Origin of the sequence: Hoyosella altamirensis (assembly GCF_014191505.1) — a bacterium.
Lineage (GTDB): Bacteria > Actinomycetota > Actinomycetes > Mycobacteriales > Mycobacteriaceae > Hoyosella > Hoyosella altamirensis.
Window position 1 is genome coordinate 1023964 of sequence record NZ_JACHWS010000001.1, and the last position, 18386, is coordinate 1042349.

Genomic DNA, 18386 nt, shown 5'->3' on the forward strand with positions numbered 1-18386 from the left:
CGGGTTGCTGACGATTGACGGGGGCCATTACGAATTGGGGGATGATTGATGCTGGGGCAGCGTTGCGTGATCATTGCTGCGACATGCGTTGTGCTGGCTGGATGTTCAGCACCAGATGCAAACGATCCGAGCTTGTTCGAGCACACCGCAACCGTGCAAGAACCGGGGTTCTCGTCGAAACCCACTGACCAGGCAGCAGTCGTTGGCAACACAGTTGTGGTGCCATCGGGGCGGGATCTGGTCGCGTTCGAGATACCGTCCGGGGAAGAGGTGTGGCGCAATACCGTGTTCCCCGAGCCTCAGACCCGTGACTTACCTGGCGTCTTCGGGATCAGCGCGCCCGCTGTCCATGCCGACGGGCTGCACGCCACGTACATTGTCGACGTCGAAACTCACCCTTCCAGCTACGAGCATGACCTGGAACTCGTGGTAGTCAGCCTGACCGACGGTGCGGTGCTGAGTCGCAGCAAAGCAAGCACCCGATTCACGCCCACATTCGAGCGCCTGGACATGGTGTACGCGGATGAAACACTGCTCGTTGTCGCGAACGATTCAGTAGTGGTGGGCTTCGACGCCCGGAGCGGCGATTCTCTCTGGACTGCAGGGAATTACGCTGGCGCCAGCGCAGATATTGTTCTCACGGTGAGTGGGCGAGACGCTCTCAGGGCTCTCGATCCCCGCACCGGCAGTGAGCAGTGGACCGCACTCGAAGGCACCGCCGACATCAGCGTTCACTACGTCGGCGACGAACAGATCCTTGTCTCCGCGAACGGCGAGCAAATAGTCCTCGACCCTAGGAGTGGCGCAGCGATGGATCAGGGCAGCCTCACGGGCGTGGCTGAGCATCAGAAGTGCGACCGCGTCACCAGCGACGTAATCCTTTGCGGGCGCAGGCAGCCTGGAGTGCCGGCCGCCTATGACTACGCAACAGGTGAACAGTTATGGGTTTCGCCCGGGGAAGGCGAAGTGATCACAGGCCAGTTCGGCGACGAACTGTATGTCATTCAGGACTACCAGCCGACGGTGAAGGATCTGCGAACGGGTGAGATCCTGTCGACCTGGCAGGGCGTACCGCTCGAACTAGTCGTGGCCGACGGCGCAGTCACCGGACTGAGCCCAGAAGACGGCGGCGCCCTGTACTTTCAGCAGGCTCCCGACCGGGGCTAATTGAAGGGCTGGGAATTGCCGCATAGTGTCGTGGGACTACAGGAGAGGACTGGGATGCGGACACTGATCAAACTTCTCATCGGTCTCGTGGTGGTCGTTGTGGCTGCCGCAGCAGTGGGAGAGGCGCTCGCGCGCTACTTTGTCGGCCGGGAAGTCAGCGAGCCGCTGAGTGACACGTGGCAGACCAGCGTTTCCACCTCGTTCGGGACTCAACCGCTGATACCGGGCCTCCTCAATGACCGGGTCGGTGAAATGACCATCGAATCTGACACCATCACCAGGGGCAGCCTGAGCGGTTCGTCGGTGCTCATCAAACTGGACGGCACCGATATCAGTGACCGCGCCAACCCTGTCTCCGAGCAGGTCAACATCACGGCGCGGGTCACCACTCAGACGATCCTCGAGTCAATCGAAGCCCAAGGTGGTGGCGGCGTCCAGCTCCCACTAGGAGTTGTAGTGACAATCGATGACGTCGTCGCCCGACCGGACCGCAACGCCATCGAAGTGGTTCTCGGTGAAGGTGCCGCGTCGGTGTTCGTCACACCGCTCGTCCAGAATGGGGAGATCGTCACCGAGACTGACGGCGGCACGATTTTCGGCTTCCCCATCCCGGACGAAATCTTCTCCGCCATCCGGAGCGGCACACAGGAATCAGTCGCGGTGCTGCCCGACGGATTGGTGGCGGAACGCGTCGAGGTGACCGACGGCGGCGTCGACGTTTATCTCGCCGGGCAATCATTGGCACTTAGCGAGCTGAACAACGCGCAACCTTGATGAGGAGCTACCAGCGGACTGGCAAAGTTTCGAGTCCTCCGGTGAGAGTGTGGGTCTTGCGCCGAAGCTCATGCGGCTGAACGGCGAGCTCGAGTGCAGGAAAGCGCTGAAGCAGCATGCGGAGCGTCGTTTGCAGTTCGAGGCGCGCAAGAGCAGCACCAATGCAATAGCGGGGGCCGTGCCCGAACGTGACATGCCTATTTGGTGTGCGCGTGATGTCGAAGTCGTTCGGCTTGCTGAATGTGCGCTCGTCGTGGTTTGCGGATGACAAGTCGAGCAGGACGAGGTCGCCTGGCGTTATGGTGACGTCGTCCAGCTGGATTGCCGAACGCGCGTACCGGGGGAGTATCGCGCCCGAGGGCAAGTATCGGAGTACCTCCTCAACCGCAGAGGGGATGAGCTGCGGGCTGCTGAGCAGACGTTCCCGCGCGCTGGGGTGCGTTATGAGGAGTAGTGCGCCGATGTCGAGACGGACAACTGTCGTCTCATGTCCCGCGAACAGCATCCCCGCCGACAGCATCGCCACAGCGTCGACGTCAGTTGTGCCGCTGGATGTGGCGATGAGGTCGGAAATGAGATCAGCGCCGGGGCGCTGGCGTTTCACCGTGACGAGTTCGCGCATGTAACTGACGAGGGCGGTGAGTCCACGCTGTGAACGGTCGCCATCGAGCGTGTCGGCGATTTCTTCCGACCATCTCCGGAAGGTATCCCGGTCGTCGGCGGGCACGCCAAGTAGTTCGCAGATCACCAGCACCGGCAGCGGAAAGGACACCATCTCATGCAGGTCGACCGGCGGACCGGATTCTTCCATGTGGTCTAAGAGGTTGTTTGCGAGTTCCTGCACGGGTTGCTGCAGGGCGCGGAGGCGAGCAGGGGAGAACGCGGGCAGTAGCTGTGCCCGCATGTGCGCGTGGTCGCCATCTTCGGTGTCGTAGTTCCCGAGCGGACCTCCGAAGAGGGCTGAATTGGTCATCCGTGCCGCAGCTTCTGGCTGGGGGTGTGTCCGGCCCAGCCGTGGATCTGTGAGCAGTGCGTGCACATCGGAGTACCGGCTGACGAGCCATGCTTGATCGCCGACCTCGGTTATGACGCGACTGATTGGCGATTGTGCGCGCAGGTCGCTCAGTACCTGAGGGACGCCGAAAACTTCAATGGGCTCGCAACTCAGAGAGGGAGGTGCATCCATGACGACTCCAAGATGGATGTATACGACTCAGTGTATATTTGAAAGTATACTTAGCGTTCCCCGAATCCGAAAGTGCAGTGATGTCTTCCAGCGAGCAGGAGTCGCAGACCGACAGCGGTGTCGCAGCACAGCCCCCAATGCAACGGCGGCTTCCTCGCGCTGCACGGCGTGACCAGATTCTCACCGCAGCGACCACGGCGTTTGCTCGCAGCGGTTACGCGGCCACAAGTCTTGAAGACATTGCGCGACAAGCGGGCGTCAGCAGGATGATCCTCTACCGCCACTTCGACTCGAAATCCGATTTGTACCTGCAGGTACTCGATCGCATGGTGCAGCGCCTCATCTCAGCCACAGAGTCACCGCACTTCACTGAGAACAGCATCAGGCATCTGCTTGACGCTGCCGCCGAGGATCCAGATGGCTTTCAGCTTCTGTTTCGGCACACTGCACGCGAACCCGAGTTTCGCGAACACACGAACATGTTTCAGCAACGGGGTGTCGAAGTCGCCCGGCAACATCTCGCTGCCATGATCCCCGACCAGCAATGGGCAGAATGGGCCGCCGCTCTTGTCCCCGCCGCAGTCATCGAAGGTGTTATCGCGTGGCTCGACGCGGGCCAGCCGGATCCACAAGGAGCCGCGGACAGGTTGATGCGGGTAGTGAGTGGGATTGTGGAAGCCGCGAGCATGGACACGCGCGGTGAGTGACGGTCCAGGACCGGAACGACTAAATCAATGGTTGCGAAGTGTCGCGGCGAGGGCGTCCAGCATCGGGCGCTGTCCCGCGACGAGAAGTGGGCGGGCTTCCGCCACCGGAACCCAGCGGGCGTCGTCAATCTCGGGGAAGGTTTGACGCTTGCCCGAACGCGGCGGCCACTCGAGCTCGAACGTGTTGCTGCTGACCGCATCGACCGTGAACTCAGGCGCCTCGCCAGCGAAAACGTGCACTACCTTGCCCGACGTATAACGAAACGACCCAAGCTTGACGTACGCAACATCGGGTGCTGCGGTGCCGATCTCTTCGGCGAACTCGCGGCGAGCAGTCGCGAGCGCGTCCTCACCGGTCATGAACTCGCCCTTCGGGATCGTCCAGGCGCCCTCCGTCCTGCGCGCCCAGAACGGTCCGCCCATGTGTGCGAGGAACACTTCTAGCGAGTTGCTCATCCGGTACAGCAGAATGCCCGCGCTTTCGGCCACGAACGGAGGATAGCGCGGAGTTGCCTGCTTCGTGCGCAGGCTTTTAGCGAAATGCTAAACCGGCGGATGCGTACTGGAGGAGTAAAATCTCAGCCAGCGCCCTGTGCAGGGCTGCTGAAGGAGGCGTCGGCCGTGTCTGATTTCCCGCCCCTAGGTCATGTAGCTCTGACTGTGAAGAGCTGTGACGTCAGCCGTCCCTGGTACCAAGCGTTATTGGGCACTCAGCCCGTCATCGACGAAGATGCGGGCCCCTGGTATCACGTCGTGTGGGCATTGCCCGGCGGCGGCTTGCTCGGCATTCACGAGCATCCGGGGACACCGAGCGACGACAGTTTCGATGAACGGCGCGTCGGGCTCGACCATGTGTCTTTCCACTGTGGGAGCAGAAACGAGCTCGACGCATGGAAGGGCAAATTAGACGAAATGGGTGTCAGGAATGGAGGGATCACCGACGCGCCGTATGGCTCCGGCCTTTCCTTCCGTGACCCCGACGGAAACGCGCTGGAGTTCTTCGCGGCACCAGAAAACTGAGTTCAGTGCAGCGTCGAGGCCAACTCGGTGCGCTTCTCATAGTGGCGACTCAGACGCGGCGGCGCATCCGTGACCGGCCGGTGCATACAGCGTCTCCGCCTGCTAGAACGCGCTCCCTGACACGTGCAGAGAAGCGCACGCCCGAATCGCAAGATCCTGTGATTTTCTCTGCACATGTGATCCGGCCAGCCGTGCCGTGCGTCTGGTAAGGCGTGCACCCATTCACACCAGCTCAGCGAGGACTCGCACGCGGCCAGTTGCGCGGATACCAGCGTGTGCTCCGAGGCGTCTACATCGAGCGCGGAACTGAATTGACCCCACTGGTGAAAGCACGGGCCGCATGGGTCTGGGCGGACGGGGAGTGTGTGCTCTCCGGTGTGTCCGCGGCTGCTGTGCACAACGTCAGATATCTGCCCGACCAGTCGGCTGAAATCGTCACCCGGAAGGCTGCCCAGGTCCGCGGCCTGGTGATCCACCGTGACCGGCTCGAGGAGCACGAGGTGATGCGGAAACATGGCATGCGGCTGACGACCCCGGCCCGCACTGCTTTTGATATCGCTCGGCGTCACGAACTCGATAATGCTGTGACGCTGATTGATGCGCTGTACCAGGCCACACCACTCACACCTGACATGCTCGCTGAGTACGCGGAACTCAAGCGCGGCAGCCGTGGAATCACTGCGCTGCGTGAAGTTCTGCTACTCGCGGATCCCGGTGCAGAGTCTCCTCGCGAGACACGCCTCCGCCTTCTGATCGTCCGGGCAGGCCTGCCACGTCCGGTAACTCAGCACACTGTGCGGGATGGGGCGGGGCGGTTCATCGCACGCGCTGACCTGGCCTGGCCACGATGGAAGGTCGCTGTCGAATACGACGGGGCACATCACTTCGAAGATCCTCGGCAGGCTAGGAGGGACGCCATGCGCGCGAACGCCTACATGCGCGCAGGGTGGCGTGTCATCCGAGTTGTTAATGAGCACCTGCGAACACCAGAGCTACTGATTCGCCACATCGAGGAGACACTGCGCGACGCCTCCCGCGTCGATGCCGCCTGAGTCTTCACACCCTCGTGTCCCGTATCGAACGCAGGAACTCGCGTAAGTCCTGGGGACCGTTCAGCGCCGCGTCGTGCACTCGTGTGAGGTCGATCTCGGCGTAGGCATGAACCACGAGGTTGCGGAAACCAGCAGCTTTGGCGAGCCGCGAAGCAAGCTCGGAAGGGAGGATTCCCTCGGATGCGAGAGCGAGAAATGCATCCCCGTAGGTTGCTGGTACTCCGAGACCACGCTTCACACACACGGATGTCGCGATATCGATGACGATCTGGACTGCCTGCCAAAGGTGCAGGACAACCGCGTCGGTGGCATCTGTCATTGGGTGCAGGTCTTCCGCATGTTCGGGGAGCCTGTCCCGTACCCGGCGCAGATGCCGTTCAACGGATGCGGCACGTTCGGCGAACACTAATCGGTCCATCATCACATCCCTGCCAGGAACTCGCTCTGTGCTTCCCGAACCACCGGGGCGACGTCATACCAGTGCAGCGCCGCAGCGAGCGCGAAGTCGTTGAATCGTCCGTGCTTGCTTTCAGCAATGATGCGGCCCTCGGATGCGGCCCGGAAGCGTAGCAGACCCGAGGCTGCCCTCAGGTCGACAAGGTCAACATCGTCAGTGCCGAGAACCTGGGTTATTTCGTGGAGAAGGCCTAGGTGATCGACCTCGCCGTGGGCGAGATATCCGAAGTCCCAGTCGGATCCGGGGTGCGCGTCACCTCGGGCCCGCGACCCGTGCAATATCAGTAGGTCAACCGTCGGATAGTCACGAACGAGGCGGGCCAGCCGAAGGATTGCCTGCTCAACGTCCATGGTGCGACTGTACTCGACGCTTCGGGAGCGCTGTCCTACTGGAATCGCCTACCTTCGTCACGCTGATAGCCCCATACCGCCGCCGCCGCGAGCACGGCCGTCCAGAAGGCGAGCATTGCGAGAGCCAGCGGGCTTGGTGAATAGTCTGTCAGCGCGCCCACGACAAGATCGGTCGCGCCACGTGTCGGGACATACGGCGCGATCGTCTCAACAAGAGCAGGAGTGTCGTTGGCGTCGAAGAACATTCCGCCCGCCACCGCGAGAGGGATGAAGATGATGCTGTTCGTGATCATCGTGGCACGCGCGGACAGGTTGTAGCCGATCGCAATGCCCATGATCGTGAACGACACAATCACAGGCAGCAGTGCGAGGGTTGCGAGAAGAACTCGGCTCAACGGTGCCGTGGCCTCCGTGAAAAAGGCTGCCACGAGGACGATAGGAATGACCCCTGCGAGCACGACGGCGAGTCCGGTGAGTATGTTGCTCATGAACTGAGGTCCGAGGCCACCTGGCAATGTGCGCATGTAGGCACCCCAGGGTGATTCGCGGAGTGCGGACACAGTGAACGAGAAATGCCCGACGCAGCCGAGCAGCACAGCGAACACCACCATCGTCGCGGTCGCACCCGTCATGGCCGCGGGATCGTCGGACAGAAACGGGACGATGAAGAACACCATCACAGCGATCGGTGTCAGCGTGATTGCGAGGAATGAGACGGGTGTCCGCGCGGTCTCAATGAGTTGGCGCTTGGTGTACAGGGCAGTGAGAGACATCTGGGGCCTTCCGCGGTCAGGCGACGTGCTTGCTGGTGATCGAGAGGAACGCGTCTTCAAGAGAGGCAGAACGAATCTCGAGGTCTGAGAAGCGTGCTCCCGACGTCACCAGTTCGCGCACGAAGTGGTCCGCATCATTCGTCAGGACGTGGGTGTGGCCGTCGTTGTTTTCGACGCGCGCGGCACCAGGGATCGAGGGCAGCTCGGGACAGATCAGCGAAACCCGTTTCAGGCTTACGAGGCGCCGAACGTCGCGCATACTTCCGTCCGCGATGACGCGGCCGCGGTCGACAACGGCGACACGCTGCGCAAGCGCCTCGACCTCCTCCAGGTAGTGGCTCGTGAGCAATACCGTTCCGCCTTCTTCGTGGAACGCGCGGATACCTGACCAGAGCTGGTGTCGCGCCTCGACATCAAGTCCTGTTGACGGTTCGTCGAGGAAAACCACTCGCGGGTTCCCCGCGAACGCCAGCGCCACCGCGACGCGACGCTGCTGGCCGCCGGACAACCCACCTATCTGGCGGGAACACAAGTCCTGCAAGTCGAAACGTACGAGCAGGTCATGGCGATTCGTCGGGTTCGGATGATGAGCGGCGATGAAGTCGATGAGTTCGCCGACGCGCCACGCTTCCGGAAGCGCTGTTTGTTGCGGAGTGACGCCGATGGCCTGGCGTGTGGCCTCATCGCGTGGGTTGCCGCCACACAACTCGACCGCGCCGGAGTCCGGGCGGCGTAACCCAACAAGCAGGTTGATCAGCGTCGTCTTACCGGCCCCGTTCGGGCCGAGCAATCCGACGAGTTCTCCCGGTGCGATGTCGAGGGACACGCCGTCCACTGCGACCACGTCGCCGTAGCTGCGAGTCACGTCGCGCACGCGCATGATTGGGCTGGTCATGACATCACCTCGGTGCGGTTGGTCATCAACTCCGGTAGTTCTGGGAAGGCGAACGGAGCTGGAAGCTGATGGGGGAGAACAGGCCACGCTTGACCAGTGCTGTCGCTAGCGAGAATCGCGTCGACCGTGTCCGCTACCTTCTCGGCGTCGAGCACGGCGATACCAGCGGCCCTAATTGCGTCGAGCACTTCACGGGGGAAGATCGGCGTATCAATCACGGTGGGGCACAGCGCATTGATTGTGATGTCCTCCGGCGCGAGTACCGGTCCCATCGACCTGACAAGCCCGATGACCGCATGCTTCGTCGCGGCGTACAGAGGGTCGAGTGGGCTCTCGAAAAGCCCTGCCAGGCTGGACGTCACGATGATCGTGCCGCCACCGTGTTCGGCGAAATGCTGGCGTGCTGCCTGGATGCCGAAGACGACACCGTCGAAGTTGATGGCGCGAAGACGGTGGTAACTATCTGCGTCGAAGCTTTCGGTAAGGTTGCCGAAGCCGCCAACGCCCGCGTTGAGGACAACGATGTCGATGTGACCGGCGACCTCGAATGCCCTGGCGTAGTCGGACTGGTTACTCACATCTGTGCGCACGAAAAGGCCACCGACCTCAGCGGCAACCTGCTCACCCTTGGCCGAATCTAAATCTGCGACGGCTATTCTCGCGCCATGCGATGCGAGGCGGCGGGCAATTGCCGCGCCGATGCCGCTCGCGCCGCCGGTGATCAGGGCTGCTTTGTTGTGAAGCTCGATCATGTTTCCGGAACCTCCTCAGATGGGCGCTGGGCGCCGGTGGCGCGTTCGAACATGGTGATGATTTCCTGCTTGTACATCTCCAGGTCGAGCTGCGGGTCTGAGAGGTGAGGTGACACCCCGTCGATGACGTTCCGAAGCGCTTGCGCCATGAACCGCGGGTTAAAGTCGGCGAACTGCCCAAGTTGCTGTCCGCGCGCGAGGACCTCGACGACGGGCCCGATCGACTGCTCTTCGCCTTCGCTCGCGTCGATGCCGGGGAGGTTCGCGAGTGCTCCGCTCGAGAAGATCTCGACGAGCGCGATGATTCCCTTGGGATGGACGGCCATGTAGTCGAGGTTGGACGCGATGTACTCGCGCAGCTGTTCGGCCGGTGTCGATTCCGTGCTGACGCGGGCCCCTATGTATTCGCCCGCGTCGGTGTAGACCTTGATGACTACCTGCGCGATGAGTTCGTCCTTATTCGCGAAGTGGTACGAAATCAAACCCCTGCTGATGCCGGCGGTTTTCGCGATCTGCGCCATCGAAGCGCTGGAATAGCCTGAATCCGCGATCGTCGTGATCGCGGCGTCGATGATCTGCGCACGGCGAGCTTCCTCGATGAAGGACCGCTTGCTTTGGCTGTCTGTTTCAGAATCTGGCTGCACAGCCAAAAAATAGCACAAGCGGCCAGTGGGTGTCGAGGGAGGAGTTGTGAGTGCGCCCGACATGTGCAGAGAACCGCACGCGGATCGACGAGCGGGACGGTGCGTTTTCCCGCACAAGTGGGAGGGTTGTATGCGCGGACCTAGCGCGGCTCGCTCGACTGGATGTCCTGAACCAGTCGAGGCGTCCGCCACTGTCCAATTCTGGACAGCCAGGACCCGACTGGGTAGGACAGTCGCACGACAAAGTAATTGACGTACTCGACGACGCCGAATGCCCACACGGCAAGAACTAGGAGCGCCGCGCCTATGGTGCTGGGCATCCAGACCAGGATGCCAATAAGGCCAGCCGCGAGGAGCGCGACGTTGAATGCGCGAAACCCTCTGTAAACAGCGGCGATTCGGGCTGGCATTGGCCGGGAATGAACCCAGCGGCGTGCTGCGAGCCAGTAGACGCTGGCCTGCACAAGAATTACCAGCAACGGGACGAGCGCACACCACATCGCCGCCGCGTTCTCAGCGGAGGTCAGGCGCGGCAGGACGACAGCGAACACCGCTGCAGCCACGAGTTCTCCCACGCCAAGACTCAGATACTTGCGCCGCAAAGCTTCTCGTCTGTCGTGAGGCACGCCATCGATCGTAGTGGCGGCACGGAACATGCTGAGCAACGCGGAGGTAACGAGCACAACTCGACAAGATCACAAACGGTAATAAGACGTAACGGACTCTCGCCAGCCCTCGATTGACCCGAACGTACGCGTTCAATAATCGGAAGGCTATCTGTGAGTCACAAGAGTTGGGTTGCGGCCGCCGCCGTACTGCCGGTCTTTTTCCTGACGGCATGCGGTGCAGACACCGAAATCACGTCTGCCACAGCAACAGGGACCGCGCCTGCAACTAGCGAAGCCGCGACAACGACCGTCCCGGTAAATGAGGCTGACAACGCGGTCGGGAATGCGCCCGTATCGCCAGCGGCTCCAGAACCCTCGAGTCCCACCGAGCCAGTAGCTAATTCAGGCAGCGCAGAAGGTGACCCCGCGACTGGTACCGGCACTTTCATCATCTCGGCGGCCACCGAATCAGGTGTGCCGATTCCTGGCGTTTCTGTCTCCGTGACAGGCTCGAACCATTGCGACTCGGTGGAACCCACAGACTTCCAGCTGCCCACGGCAGGTATGCCGACAACCGGTGCTGATGGCACCGCAGTCCTGAGCGACCTGCCAGCGGGATGCTACGGATTCGGGCTCGTCGAACTTCCCATCGAAGCCAACCCACTGCCGACAAGCTACTTGGGAACGCAATTGGTTGCCGGACAGGAGAAAACAGTCGACCTGCTGTTCCTCGACGATAGCCCCGCGATCACTGGAACCTTCCGGCTCGTCGACTCAGGAACAGGTGAGCCTGTAGCTGGCCGCGAACTCACCGTGTCCCGCTGCACCGGCGGATCAGGTGTGTTCTACACCGGAGCGACCGCAGCCGACGGCAGCGTAGCGGTGACTTCATCGCTCGACTGCGTCCAGGTGGAAGGGATACGCGGGCGCACCTCGCCCTGCACGATCGACGAGTACGGCCGGCACAGGATGCTCCGAGACGGGTTCGACGAAACACTCCACGTCACTCAGGCGGGCGCCGCAGGGAGCTGCTGACGGCTTCGATCGAACCCACCTGAGGAGCTTCTGGTAATGCTCCTTGCGCCCGATTCGAATAGCCTTGGCCTACTCCGCTACTCGTGCCTCGGACGACGCGCCGCCGCCTCCAACTCGGCAGTATCGACGAGTTTTACTCGCGGTCGCCCGGCTCGATGACCCGCCGATCGCTCGTGCCGGTCGATCCGCGACCATCCATCTGCGTCGATGGGGCGAGCACCGCGGGCCTTGAGGAGATCCATGACGTCGCCGCGCGGGATCTCGGGCGAGCGAAGTTGACCGGAAGCGAGGTCGGCGAGGATTGTGCGCGCGGTTTCCCGGCCGCAGACTCTGTTCATCCCGATACCGCCGGTGGGGCCTCGTTTGATCCACCCTGCAACGTACTGTCCTCGGGTCTGCGGTACTCGGCCATCGTCGTTCGGCACAACGCAACGTTCTGAGTCGAAGGGCAGACCCGGGATGGGGCTGCCGCGATAACCGGCGGCGCGGATGACTAGACCGGTGTCGGTGGTGAAACGCTGTGAGGTCGCGGCGACTTTCACACCTTCGGTGTACACGTTGTGGACGCACGCAATCCCGGCTACGGTGCTTTCTCCAATGATCGATTCGGGTGCGACGAGGTAGCGCATCACGATGCGCCGGTTGCCTGGCGTGATCGGACGGCCGGAATACGCCTGGGCGATGCGGATCTTCGCGGCGAGCATCGAGTCGAGCGTGCCGTCGGCGAGGGCCGCCGCCGTTGATGTGGGGAGCTGCAGGTCATCGGGATCGATGACGATGTCGACTGCTGGAAGGTTGCCCAGCGCAGCGAACTCGCCGATGGTGTGGGCGGCCTCAGCAATCCCGCGCCGACCCAGAACCACGACCTCGCGCACTTTCGAACCTCGCAGCGCCGTAAGGGCGTGATCAGCGATATCGGTGGACGCCAGGGACTCCGGATCACTGACGAGGATCCGGGCCACGTCGAGGGCGACGTTGCCATTTCCGACGATAACCGCCGTCTCACCGGATAGATCGAACTGCTCGTTGGCGAAGTCGGGATGGCCGTTGTACCAGGCGACGAATTGGGTCGCGGAGACAGAGCCGGGCAAATCTTCGCCGTCGATACCGAGCCGTCGATCATGGGCGGCGCCGCTGGCGTGCAGCACGGCGTCGTAGCGCGCGGTCAACTCGTCGAGAGTGACGTCACGCCCGACTTCGACGTTGAGGAAGTAGCGGAACGACTGCCTAGCAGCGGTGGCGGCGAACATCCGCGTGACCGCTTTTGTGGACTGGTGATCGGGCGCGACCCCGGCTCGCACCAGTCCATACGGGGTGGGCAGGCGCTCGAACATGTCGACCGACACTCCAGGCTGTGAAAGCAGTTCCTCGGCGGCATAGAACGCCGATGGGCCGCTGCCGATGACGGCAATGTGCGTGGGGCGTGGCGGCGGCGGCAGTGGCAGCGTGACTGGCTTACGCCGAGTCGGCTGGTGGTCGGTGTAGTAGGCGGCGCTAAGGTCGAGGAAGTGGCGATTGGTCTCGTCGAGTTTGTCGTCGGGTTTGATCGCCGAGACGGGGCACTCGTCGACGCACGCACCGCAGTCGATACAGCCGGCCGGATCGATGTAGAGCATCTCGGCGGTCGCGAAGCCTGGTTCGCCGGGCCTGGGATGAATGCAGTTGACAGGGCAGACGGACAGACAACTGGCGTCGTTGCAGCAGGCCTGCGTAATGACGTGTGCCATCAAATTCCTTGTGTATCAGTTGAATCGGGCTGTGAACGAGGCGAAGCCCTGGAGGGTGTTGTTCAGTACTGGTACTGGATCGCTGACGGTGATCGTGTCGACCCGCGGGATCATGGCGTGCAGGAGGGTCTGCATCTCGAGTTTCGACAGTTGCATGCCGACGCAGGTGTGGATGCCGTGACCCCAGCCGAGGTTGCTTCCGCGCCGGTTCAGCGTGAACCTTTCGGGTTGGTCGAAGTGGCGTTCGTCCATGTTGCCCGCGGCGTAGAGCAGGCCCACTCGCTGTCCCCGGCCGAGCCGGATGCCGTGCAGTTCGGTGTCTTGCGCGACCATTCGGGTGAACCCGCGAATAGGAGATGCCAATCGAACGGCCTCCACGACCGCTGTCGGGACGAGGCTGGGATCTTCGCGCAACTGCCGCCAGGCACCAGGTACTGTTCCCAAACTCCAGAGCAGCTGCGCTGTAGCAAGAATCGTGGTGTCCAGGCTGGGTGCCACGAAGTCGATGATCATGTTCTTGGCTTCGATCGTGGAGATTTCACCGCGATCGGCCGCGTCGAAGATCGAGGACGCCCAGCTGCCAGGCTTCACGGCCGCACGGTTCAGACGCAGCGTGTACAGGTACAGGGCGAGCGAGCGATGAAAGGTTGACAGCGACCGCAGGTTAGCCGGACCGAGCCCGTCAAAGGTTGCCCCGGCCCATCGCAGCATCTGGTGGGGCGTGACCTTGACGCCGACAAGTTCCGCGACCGCCTGCACAGGGAGCCGGGCGGAAAAGTCGGCGACGCCGTCGAAAGAGTTCTGCTCAAGTAACCTTTCGACCGTCTCGACGGCCTCAGCCTCGAACACCTCGGCGGACGGTGAAAGCGCCCGCGATGTCAGCGACCGCATCAGGATCATGCGGCGCGTCAGGTGGGTTGAACTGTCACTGGAGAGTGTGGTGTATCGCCCGAGGGCGTTGGCAATCGGGTTGGCCGCGACACCTTGTTTACTGAGGAAGGTCGTATCGTCGCGCAACGCTTCACGCACATCGTCGAACCGGCCCATCGCCCACATTCGATGCCGCGGCAGCCACACGAGTGGCCCGGTGTCGCGGATCTGCCGGTAGACGGGCTGCGGATTCTTCAGCGTGGCGGTGCTGTACAGGTCGACGTCGACCGAAGGGACACTGAGAGTCTTCATCGGACCAGCCCATCGAGGCGCGCCTGCATCGCCTGCTCCACCCGCGCGGCGAAGTCTGCAGGCGTTTCACCCTCTTCGGGGTACATCGCCGGAAGCACCGATGTGGTGATCTTCACGGGCAGTGGCAGGTACGGGAGGATCGCGGTGATTCCGATCGTCAACCCCCAGGGAATCGACAGTGTCACCGGCAGCGTTTTCACGCGCAGGAGGCGGGGGAGGTAGAGTGCCTTCGCCAATTTCTGCCCGTCGGACAGCACGAACAAGGAGTTGCCCGCACCGGCCGTGACTACGGGTACGACCGGGACCTCGTGTTCCATCGCGAGTCGCGCGTAGCCGCTTCGTCCACCGAACTTGATGCGATGGCGCTCCTGGTACGGTTTGGCAGCATCGACGTCACCGCCGGGAAAGACGGCGACATACTGTCGGGCAGCGAAGGCTTCGTCGGCCGACTCTTTGCTGGCCGGTCGGCATCCTAGTTGCTCGGCGATCGCGCCAAAACCCAGTGTCCAGGCAATCTGGTGGGTCAGGAAGACGACGCTGTCTCTGACACCTAGTTCGTCGAGTGTGGCGCCGAGGGCGTAGACGTTGAGGTCGGTGATTCCCCCGTGTCCGTGGTTGCTCACCAGCAGTGCCGGTGCGGAGGGCAACGGCGAGTCGACGTGCAACTCATGCTGGTTGTGGCGGCGAACGATCGCCAATCCGGCCCGGCGGACAAGGTTAGCCGCGGCGCTCTGTGTGGTCGTCATGCGCGTTTTCCTGAGTAGATGTCGTCGATGAGCGAGGCGTAGTTCCGCATGACCACGGGACGCTTCACCTTCAGACTCGGCGTCAGTTCACCGCTTTCGACAGTGAGTTCGTGGGGGAGGATGCGGTATTGCTTGACCGTCTCCCACTTGTTCAGTCCAGCGTTGACCTTCTTGAGTGCACCCGTGATCGTTGCCTCGGCGTCCACGGCCTCGCCGATGGCGTCGGGGTCGAGGGTCAGCAGCACGCTCGCGAAGTTGCGGCCGTCGGCGACGACGATTGCGTTCGAGATGATCGGGCATTCAGCCTTGATCGCAGATTCGATCGCCGTTGGCGCGATGTACTTGCCACCGCTGGTTTTAAACAGGTCCTTCTTGCGGTCGGTGATCGCGAGGAAGTTCTCATCATCGAGTTCGCCGATGTCACCGGTGGCGAACCAGCCGTCGCTGTCGATCACCTCGGCGGTCTTATCGGGGAGATTGTGGTAACCGCGCATGACGCCCGGGCCGCGCAGCAGTATCTCGCCATCATCGGCGATGCGTACTTCAGTACCCGGGAATGGTTGCCCGACAGTGCCGATCTTGACGTTGCCGGGCCGGTTGACGAAGGAAGCGCCTGTGGTTTCGGTGAGTCCGTAACCTTCCAGAATCGGCAGACCCGCGGCCGCGAACCACTCGGCGATCCGCGGCGGAAGGGCGGCGCTCCCCGAAACGAGGTATTCGAGATTGCCGCCAAAGCGTGCGCGAATCTTGCTGAACACCAGGCGATCCGCGATGGCCAGTTGCGCGGCCCGCCACGGCGGGACGACTTTGCCCGCAGCCTTGCGACGCACCGCGTCGATGCCGACGCCGAACGCCCACGCGAAGATCTTGGCCTTGAGTCCGCCCTCACTCTCGGTGGTGGAGACGACGCGGCTGTAGATCTTCTCGAAGACCCGCGGCGCAGCGGCCATGAACGACGGCTGGATAATTCCGATGTTGTCCACGATGCGGTCGATCCGGCCATCGATGGCGGTGACGAAACCGACCTCGTACTGCGCGGCGAGCAGCAGTTTGCCGAACACGTGGGACAGAGGCAGCCACAGGAACTGCACGTGATCGTGCCGGATGACGTTCTCTGAGGCGACCGCCGCCCCCAGGTAGAGCCAGTTGCCGTGCGTGAGTTCGACACCTTTGGGACGTCCGGTGGTGCCGGAGGTGTACACGATCGTCGCGAGGCTGTCGGGCGTGATCCCGGCGACTGCCTGGTCGACGGCGTCGGGGTGTTCGCTGAGGTGATCGCGGCCGAGTTCGGCGAGTTGGCCGAGCGACAGCACCCTGTCACCATCGCCGGCGCCGTCGAACAGCACGACGTGCGAAACGTCGCCGGCGAACCTGTGGCCGTTGCGCAACTTCGCTAGCTGTGTCTCGTCTTCAGCGAACACAACGACGGCTCCGCAGTCACGGAGAATGTAGTCGACATCGTCGGCGTTGGTGCTCGGGTAGACGGTGGTGGTTGCGGCGGCGGCCAGTGCCACCGCCGCATCGGCCAGCACCCATTCGAGCCTGGTGGTCGCAGCGATCGCTGCCCGCTGCTCGCGCTGAACACCGAGAGCGAGGAGCCCAGCGGCAAGTTCCCGCGCCTGCAATTCTGTTTCGGCCCATGTGAGCGAACGCCACTTGCCGTCTTCTGCGGGAGTGCGAAATGCTTCACGGTCGGCCGAACGGTGGCACTGCTCGAGAAACAGTGTGGCGGTTGATGAGTGGGCCAGGGGCGGTGCTTGAGTCGTCATCGGAATTCCTTGACGGTCGTCGGGTTGATGCCGGCCGCGGCGAGCTGCCGTTGCCACGTTCGCAGGTCGGGGGAGTCAGCGGCGGCCGCGACGATGCGGTCCGGGCGAATCAGCACGGCATCGGCGCGGTAGAAGTCGAGTAGTGCCTGTGCTTCAGTGTCGTCAGCACCGACCCGAACGACTGACAGGCCCAGTGATTCGAAGAAACTGCGGGTTTCTGCGTCGAAGGCGGCGGTGCGGTCCGCGCCGCGGTAGATGATCGCCCAATTCAGTCCGATCAGTGCATCGAGGCGTTGACCTCCGATGACTGGCTGAGCGAAGACATCGCCGGTCCGTTTGCCTCGGCCGCCATGGTGGACGAGTGGGCCCTTGCCGAAGGTGGGCCACAGCGCGGCGACGAACTGGTCCTCGCTGCCGGTAAGCCGGGTGACCGCGCGGATCACGCCGTTGCGTGCCGAGTTGAATTGTGCCGGACCGCCGGTCATCGCGGCGCCGACGACGATCGCCAGTTGTACAACGCGGCGGGCGTACGGTCGGCGTTCCGCCTCGTAGGTGCCGAGAATCCGGTCGTCGGCCTTGCCGTCCAGTACGAGGGCGAGCTTCCAGACGAGGTTCGCAACGTCGCGTACACCGGCGCACAGGCCTTGGCCGATGAAGGGCGGCGTCTGATGTGCCGCGTCTCCGAGCAAGAACACCCGGCCTCGCTGCCACTTGTCGGCGACGACACCGCGGAACGTGTAGCAGGTCTGGCGCAGGAAGGTGACCTTCTCCAAGTCGACGCCTTCGAGCCAAGGCAGGGTCAGTTCTAGCACCCGATCATGGGTGAAATCCTCCGGGCGCTCGCCGGCCTTGAGTCGGAACTCCCAACGGTAGCGCTCGGGACTTATCGGCATGAATGTTGCCGCGCGGTCGCTGTCGCATACCTGCTGGACGCCGTCGTAGACATCGAGCGGTTCCGTGGTGGCAATGTCGACGACCAGCCACTGCTGCTGAAAGCGGAAGTTCTCCATCTTGGCACCGACCACACCGCGAGTCAGGCTGTTTGCGCCATCGCAGCCGAGTACTGCATCGGTCCAGACCTCATGTTCGGTGTCGCCTTCGCGGTACCGAACGCGCACGGCCCCAGGACCCCCGGGTGCTTGTTCGACCGCGAAGACCTCAACGCCGCCGCGGAACTCGACCGAGGGGTACTTGTCGAGCGCTTTGCGCAGCACACGTTCGAGGTCGGGTTGATCGAACATGTTTGCTTGGGGGTAACCATGAATCTGACGCTCGCGGCGAAGATCGGAAAGAACGCGATGCTGGGCGTCCGTGAGGCGCATACCAGGCGCTGGCCGGGAGATCGCATTTACGTCATCTTCGAGGTCCATCGCGGCGAAGATCCGGAAGATCTCGTCGTCGAAGTGGACGGCGCGGGGGAGGGGGTAAACCTCCGGCCAGCGTTCGAGTACTAGTGTCTGAATGTTGCGCTGGCCGAGCATGATCGCGGCGCTAGCACCGGTGGGGCCGGCCCCAATCACCACGGCTGGGATGTACAGCATG

At 62.7% G+C, this 18386-nt stretch carries 20 protein-coding genes; 6 read left to right on the forward strand and 14 right to left on the reverse strand.

Going from position 1 to position 18386, the window contains the following annotated elements:
• Positions 1–48 precede the first annotated feature (48 nt).
• Positions 49–1167, forward strand: a complete 1119-nt coding sequence (locus tag FHU29_RS04930) for an outer membrane protein assembly factor BamB family protein (RefSeq protein WP_064441678.1) — start codon at positions 49–51, stop codon at positions 1165–1167.
• Positions 1168–1221: 54 nt separating this feature from the next.
• Positions 1222–1941, forward strand: coding sequence for an LmeA family phospholipid-binding protein (locus FHU29_RS04935; RefSeq protein ID WP_064441680.1), 720 nt, complete (start codon positions 1222–1224; stop codon positions 1939–1941).
• Between the two features lie 7 nt (positions 1942–1948).
• Here FHU29_RS04935 and FHU29_RS04940 read toward each other — a convergent pair whose 3' ends face one another.
• A complete protein-coding gene (locus FHU29_RS04940; protein ID WP_064441682.1) occupies positions 1949–3127 on the reverse strand; it encodes a cytochrome P450 in 1179 nt (392 codons plus the stop codon).
• Positions 3128–3207: 80 nt separating this feature from the next.
• Here FHU29_RS04940 and FHU29_RS04945 point away from each other — a divergent pair, with 80 nt between their 5' ends.
• Complete coding sequence (locus FHU29_RS04945; protein ID WP_083962456.1) at positions 3208–3834, forward strand: TetR/AcrR family transcriptional regulator; 627 nt, start codon at positions 3208–3210, stop codon at positions 3832–3834.
• 24 nt (positions 3835–3858) lie between these two features.
• On the opposite strand, the gene FHU29_RS04950 is transcribed toward FHU29_RS04945, so the two are convergent.
• Positions 3859–4323 (reverse strand): NUDIX hydrolase, encoded by a 465-nt coding sequence (locus FHU29_RS04950; RefSeq protein ID WP_074390912.1) that lies wholly within the window; start codon positions 4321–4323, stop codon positions 3859–3861.
• A 132-nt stretch (positions 4324–4455) separates the two neighbouring features.
• On the opposite strand from FHU29_RS04950, the gene FHU29_RS04955 reads away from it, so the two are divergent.
• Both FHU29_RS04955 and FHU29_RS04960 read left to right on the forward strand, forming a co-directional pair.
• On the forward strand, positions 4456–4854 hold the full coding sequence (locus tag FHU29_RS04955; protein WP_157095307.1) for a VOC family protein: 399 nt from the start codon (positions 4456–4458) through the stop codon (positions 4852–4854).
• Positions 4855–5066: 212 nt separating this feature from the next.
• Complete coding sequence (locus FHU29_RS04960; RefSeq protein WP_064441684.1) at positions 5067–5906, forward strand: DUF559 domain-containing protein; 840 nt, start codon at positions 5067–5069, stop codon at positions 5904–5906.
• A gap of 4 nt (positions 5907–5910) precedes the next feature.
• Here the strand turns inward: FHU29_RS04960 and hepT are convergent, their stop codons facing one another.
• From hepT to FHU29_RS04995, 7 genes are all read right to left on the reverse strand, one after another.
• On the reverse strand, positions 5911–6324 hold the full coding sequence (hepT, locus tag FHU29_RS04965; protein ID WP_064441691.1) for a type VII toxin-antitoxin system HepT family RNase toxin: 414 nt from the start codon (positions 6322–6324) through the stop codon (positions 5911–5913).
• Positions 6325–6326: 2 nt separating this feature from the next.
• Positions 6327–6713, reverse strand: coding sequence for a type VII toxin-antitoxin system MntA family adenylyltransferase antitoxin (mntA, locus tag FHU29_RS04970; RefSeq protein ID WP_064441694.1), 387 nt, complete (start codon positions 6711–6713; stop codon positions 6327–6329).
• A gap of 35 nt (positions 6714–6748) precedes the next feature.
• The gene (locus tag FHU29_RS04975; protein WP_064441695.1) at positions 6749–7486 is read right to left on the reverse strand and encodes an ABC transporter permease; all 738 of its coding nucleotides are present in this window, start codon (positions 7484–7486) and stop codon (positions 6749–6751) included.
• Positions 7487–7502: 16 nt separating this feature from the next.
• On the reverse strand, positions 7503–8381 hold the full coding sequence (locus tag FHU29_RS04980; protein ID WP_083962458.1) for an ABC transporter ATP-binding protein: 879 nt from the start codon (positions 8379–8381) through the stop codon (positions 7503–7505).
• Positions 8378–9133 (reverse strand): SDR family NAD(P)-dependent oxidoreductase, encoded by a 756-nt coding sequence (locus FHU29_RS04985; protein WP_064441697.1) that lies wholly within the window; start codon positions 9131–9133, stop codon positions 8378–8380. The genes FHU29_RS04980 and FHU29_RS04985 overlap by 4 nt, the downstream gene beginning before the upstream one ends.
• On the reverse strand, positions 9130–9777 hold the full coding sequence (locus FHU29_RS04990) for a TetR/AcrR family transcriptional regulator (RefSeq protein WP_064441698.1): 648 nt from the start codon (positions 9775–9777) through the stop codon (positions 9130–9132). The genes FHU29_RS04985 and FHU29_RS04990 overlap by 4 nt, the downstream gene beginning before the upstream one ends.
• Positions 9778–9917: 140 nt before the next feature.
• Entirely contained in the window at positions 9918–10403 is a 486-nt protein-coding gene (locus FHU29_RS04995) for a hypothetical protein (protein WP_232323041.1), read from the reverse strand.
• A gap of 153 nt (positions 10404–10556) precedes the next feature.
• Between FHU29_RS04995 and FHU29_RS05000 the strand changes: the two genes are divergently transcribed.
• Entirely contained in the window at positions 10557–11420 is an 864-nt protein-coding gene (locus tag FHU29_RS05000; protein WP_064441700.1) for a collagen binding domain-containing protein, read from the forward strand.
• Between the two features lie 77 nt (positions 11421–11497).
• Here FHU29_RS05000 and FHU29_RS05005 read toward each other — a convergent pair whose 3' ends face one another.
• The 5 genes from FHU29_RS05005 to mhpA are packed head-to-tail and all read right to left on the reverse strand — an operon-like array spanning position 11498 to position 18385.
• Positions 11498–13147 (reverse strand): FAD-dependent oxidoreductase, encoded by a 1650-nt coding sequence (locus FHU29_RS05005; protein WP_064441702.1) that lies wholly within the window; start codon positions 13145–13147, stop codon positions 11498–11500.
• Positions 13148–13162: 15 nt separating this feature from the next.
• Entirely contained in the window at positions 13163–14329 is a 1167-nt protein-coding gene (locus FHU29_RS05010) for a cytochrome P450 (protein ID WP_064441703.1), read from the reverse strand.
• A complete protein-coding gene (locus FHU29_RS05015; protein WP_064441705.1) occupies positions 14326–15075 on the reverse strand; it encodes a 1-acyl-sn-glycerol-3-phosphate acyltransferase in 750 nt (249 codons plus the stop codon). Before FHU29_RS05015 ends, FHU29_RS05010 begins: the two co-directional genes overlap by 4 nt.
• Positions 15072–16844: an AMP-dependent synthetase/ligase gene (locus FHU29_RS05020; protein WP_064441707.1), complete on the reverse strand. Its 1773-nt coding sequence runs from the start codon at positions 16842–16844 to the stop codon at positions 15072–15074. Before FHU29_RS05020 ends, FHU29_RS05015 begins: the two co-directional genes overlap by 4 nt.
• The gene (mhpA, locus tag FHU29_RS05025; protein ID WP_064441709.1) at positions 16841–18385 is read right to left on the reverse strand and encodes a bifunctional 3-(3-hydroxy-phenyl)propionate/3-hydroxycinnamic acid hydroxylase MhpA; all 1545 of its coding nucleotides are present in this window, start codon (positions 18383–18385) and stop codon (positions 16841–16843) included. Before mhpA ends, FHU29_RS05020 begins: the two co-directional genes overlap by 4 nt.
• Position 18386: the final 1 nt, after the last annotated feature.

Excerpts from the sequence above, each read along its gene's own strand:
- FHU29_RS04930 (WP_064441678.1), top strand. The coding sequence starts at position 49 with ATGCTGGGGCAGCGTTGCGTGATCATTGCTGCGACATGCGTTGTGCTG.
- FHU29_RS04935 (WP_064441680.1), top strand. The coding sequence starts at position 1,222 with ATGCGGACACTGATCAAACTTCTCATCGGTCTCGTGGTGGTCGTTGTG.
- FHU29_RS04940 (WP_064441682.1), bottom strand. The coding sequence starts at position 3,127 with ATGGATGCACCTCCCTCTCTGAGTTGCGAGCCCATTGAAGTTTTCGGC.
- FHU29_RS04945 (WP_083962456.1), top strand. The coding sequence starts at position 3,208 with ATGTCTTCCAGCGAGCAGGAGTCGCAGACCGACAGCGGTGTCGCAGCA.
- hepT (WP_064441691.1), bottom strand. The coding sequence starts at position 6,324 with ATGGACCGATTAGTGTTCGCCGAACGTGCCGCATCCGTTGAACGGCAT.
- mntA (WP_064441694.1), bottom strand. The coding sequence starts at position 6,713 with ATGGACGTTGAGCAGGCAATCCTTCGGCTGGCCCGCCTCGTTCGTGAC.
- FHU29_RS04975 (WP_064441695.1), bottom strand. The coding sequence starts at position 7,486 with ATGTCTCTCACTGCCCTGTACACCAAGCGCCAACTCATTGAGACCGCG.
- FHU29_RS04980 (WP_083962458.1), bottom strand. The coding sequence starts at position 8,381 with ATGACCAGCCCAATCATGCGCGTGCGCGACGTGACTCGCAGCTACGGC.
- FHU29_RS04985 (WP_064441697.1), bottom strand. The coding sequence starts at position 9,133 with ATGATCGAGCTTCACAACAAAGCAGCCCTGATCACCGGCGGCGCGAGC.
- FHU29_RS05005 (WP_064441702.1), bottom strand. The coding sequence starts at position 13,147 with ATGGCACACGTCATTACGCAGGCCTGCTGCAACGACGCCAGTTGTCTG.
- FHU29_RS05010 (WP_064441703.1), bottom strand. The coding sequence starts at position 14,329 with ATGAAGACTCTCAGTGTCCCTTCGGTCGACGTCGACCTGTACAGCACC.
- FHU29_RS05015 (WP_064441705.1), bottom strand. The coding sequence starts at position 15,075 with ATGACGACCACACAGAGCGCCGCGGCTAACCTTGTCCGCCGGGCCGGA.
- FHU29_RS05020 (WP_064441707.1), bottom strand. The coding sequence starts at position 16,844 with ATGACGACTCAAGCACCGCCCCTGGCCCACTCATCAACCGCCACACTG.
- mhpA (WP_064441709.1), bottom strand. The coding sequence starts at position 18,385 with ATGCTGTACATCCCAGCCGTGGTGATTGGGGCCGGCCCCACCGGTGCT.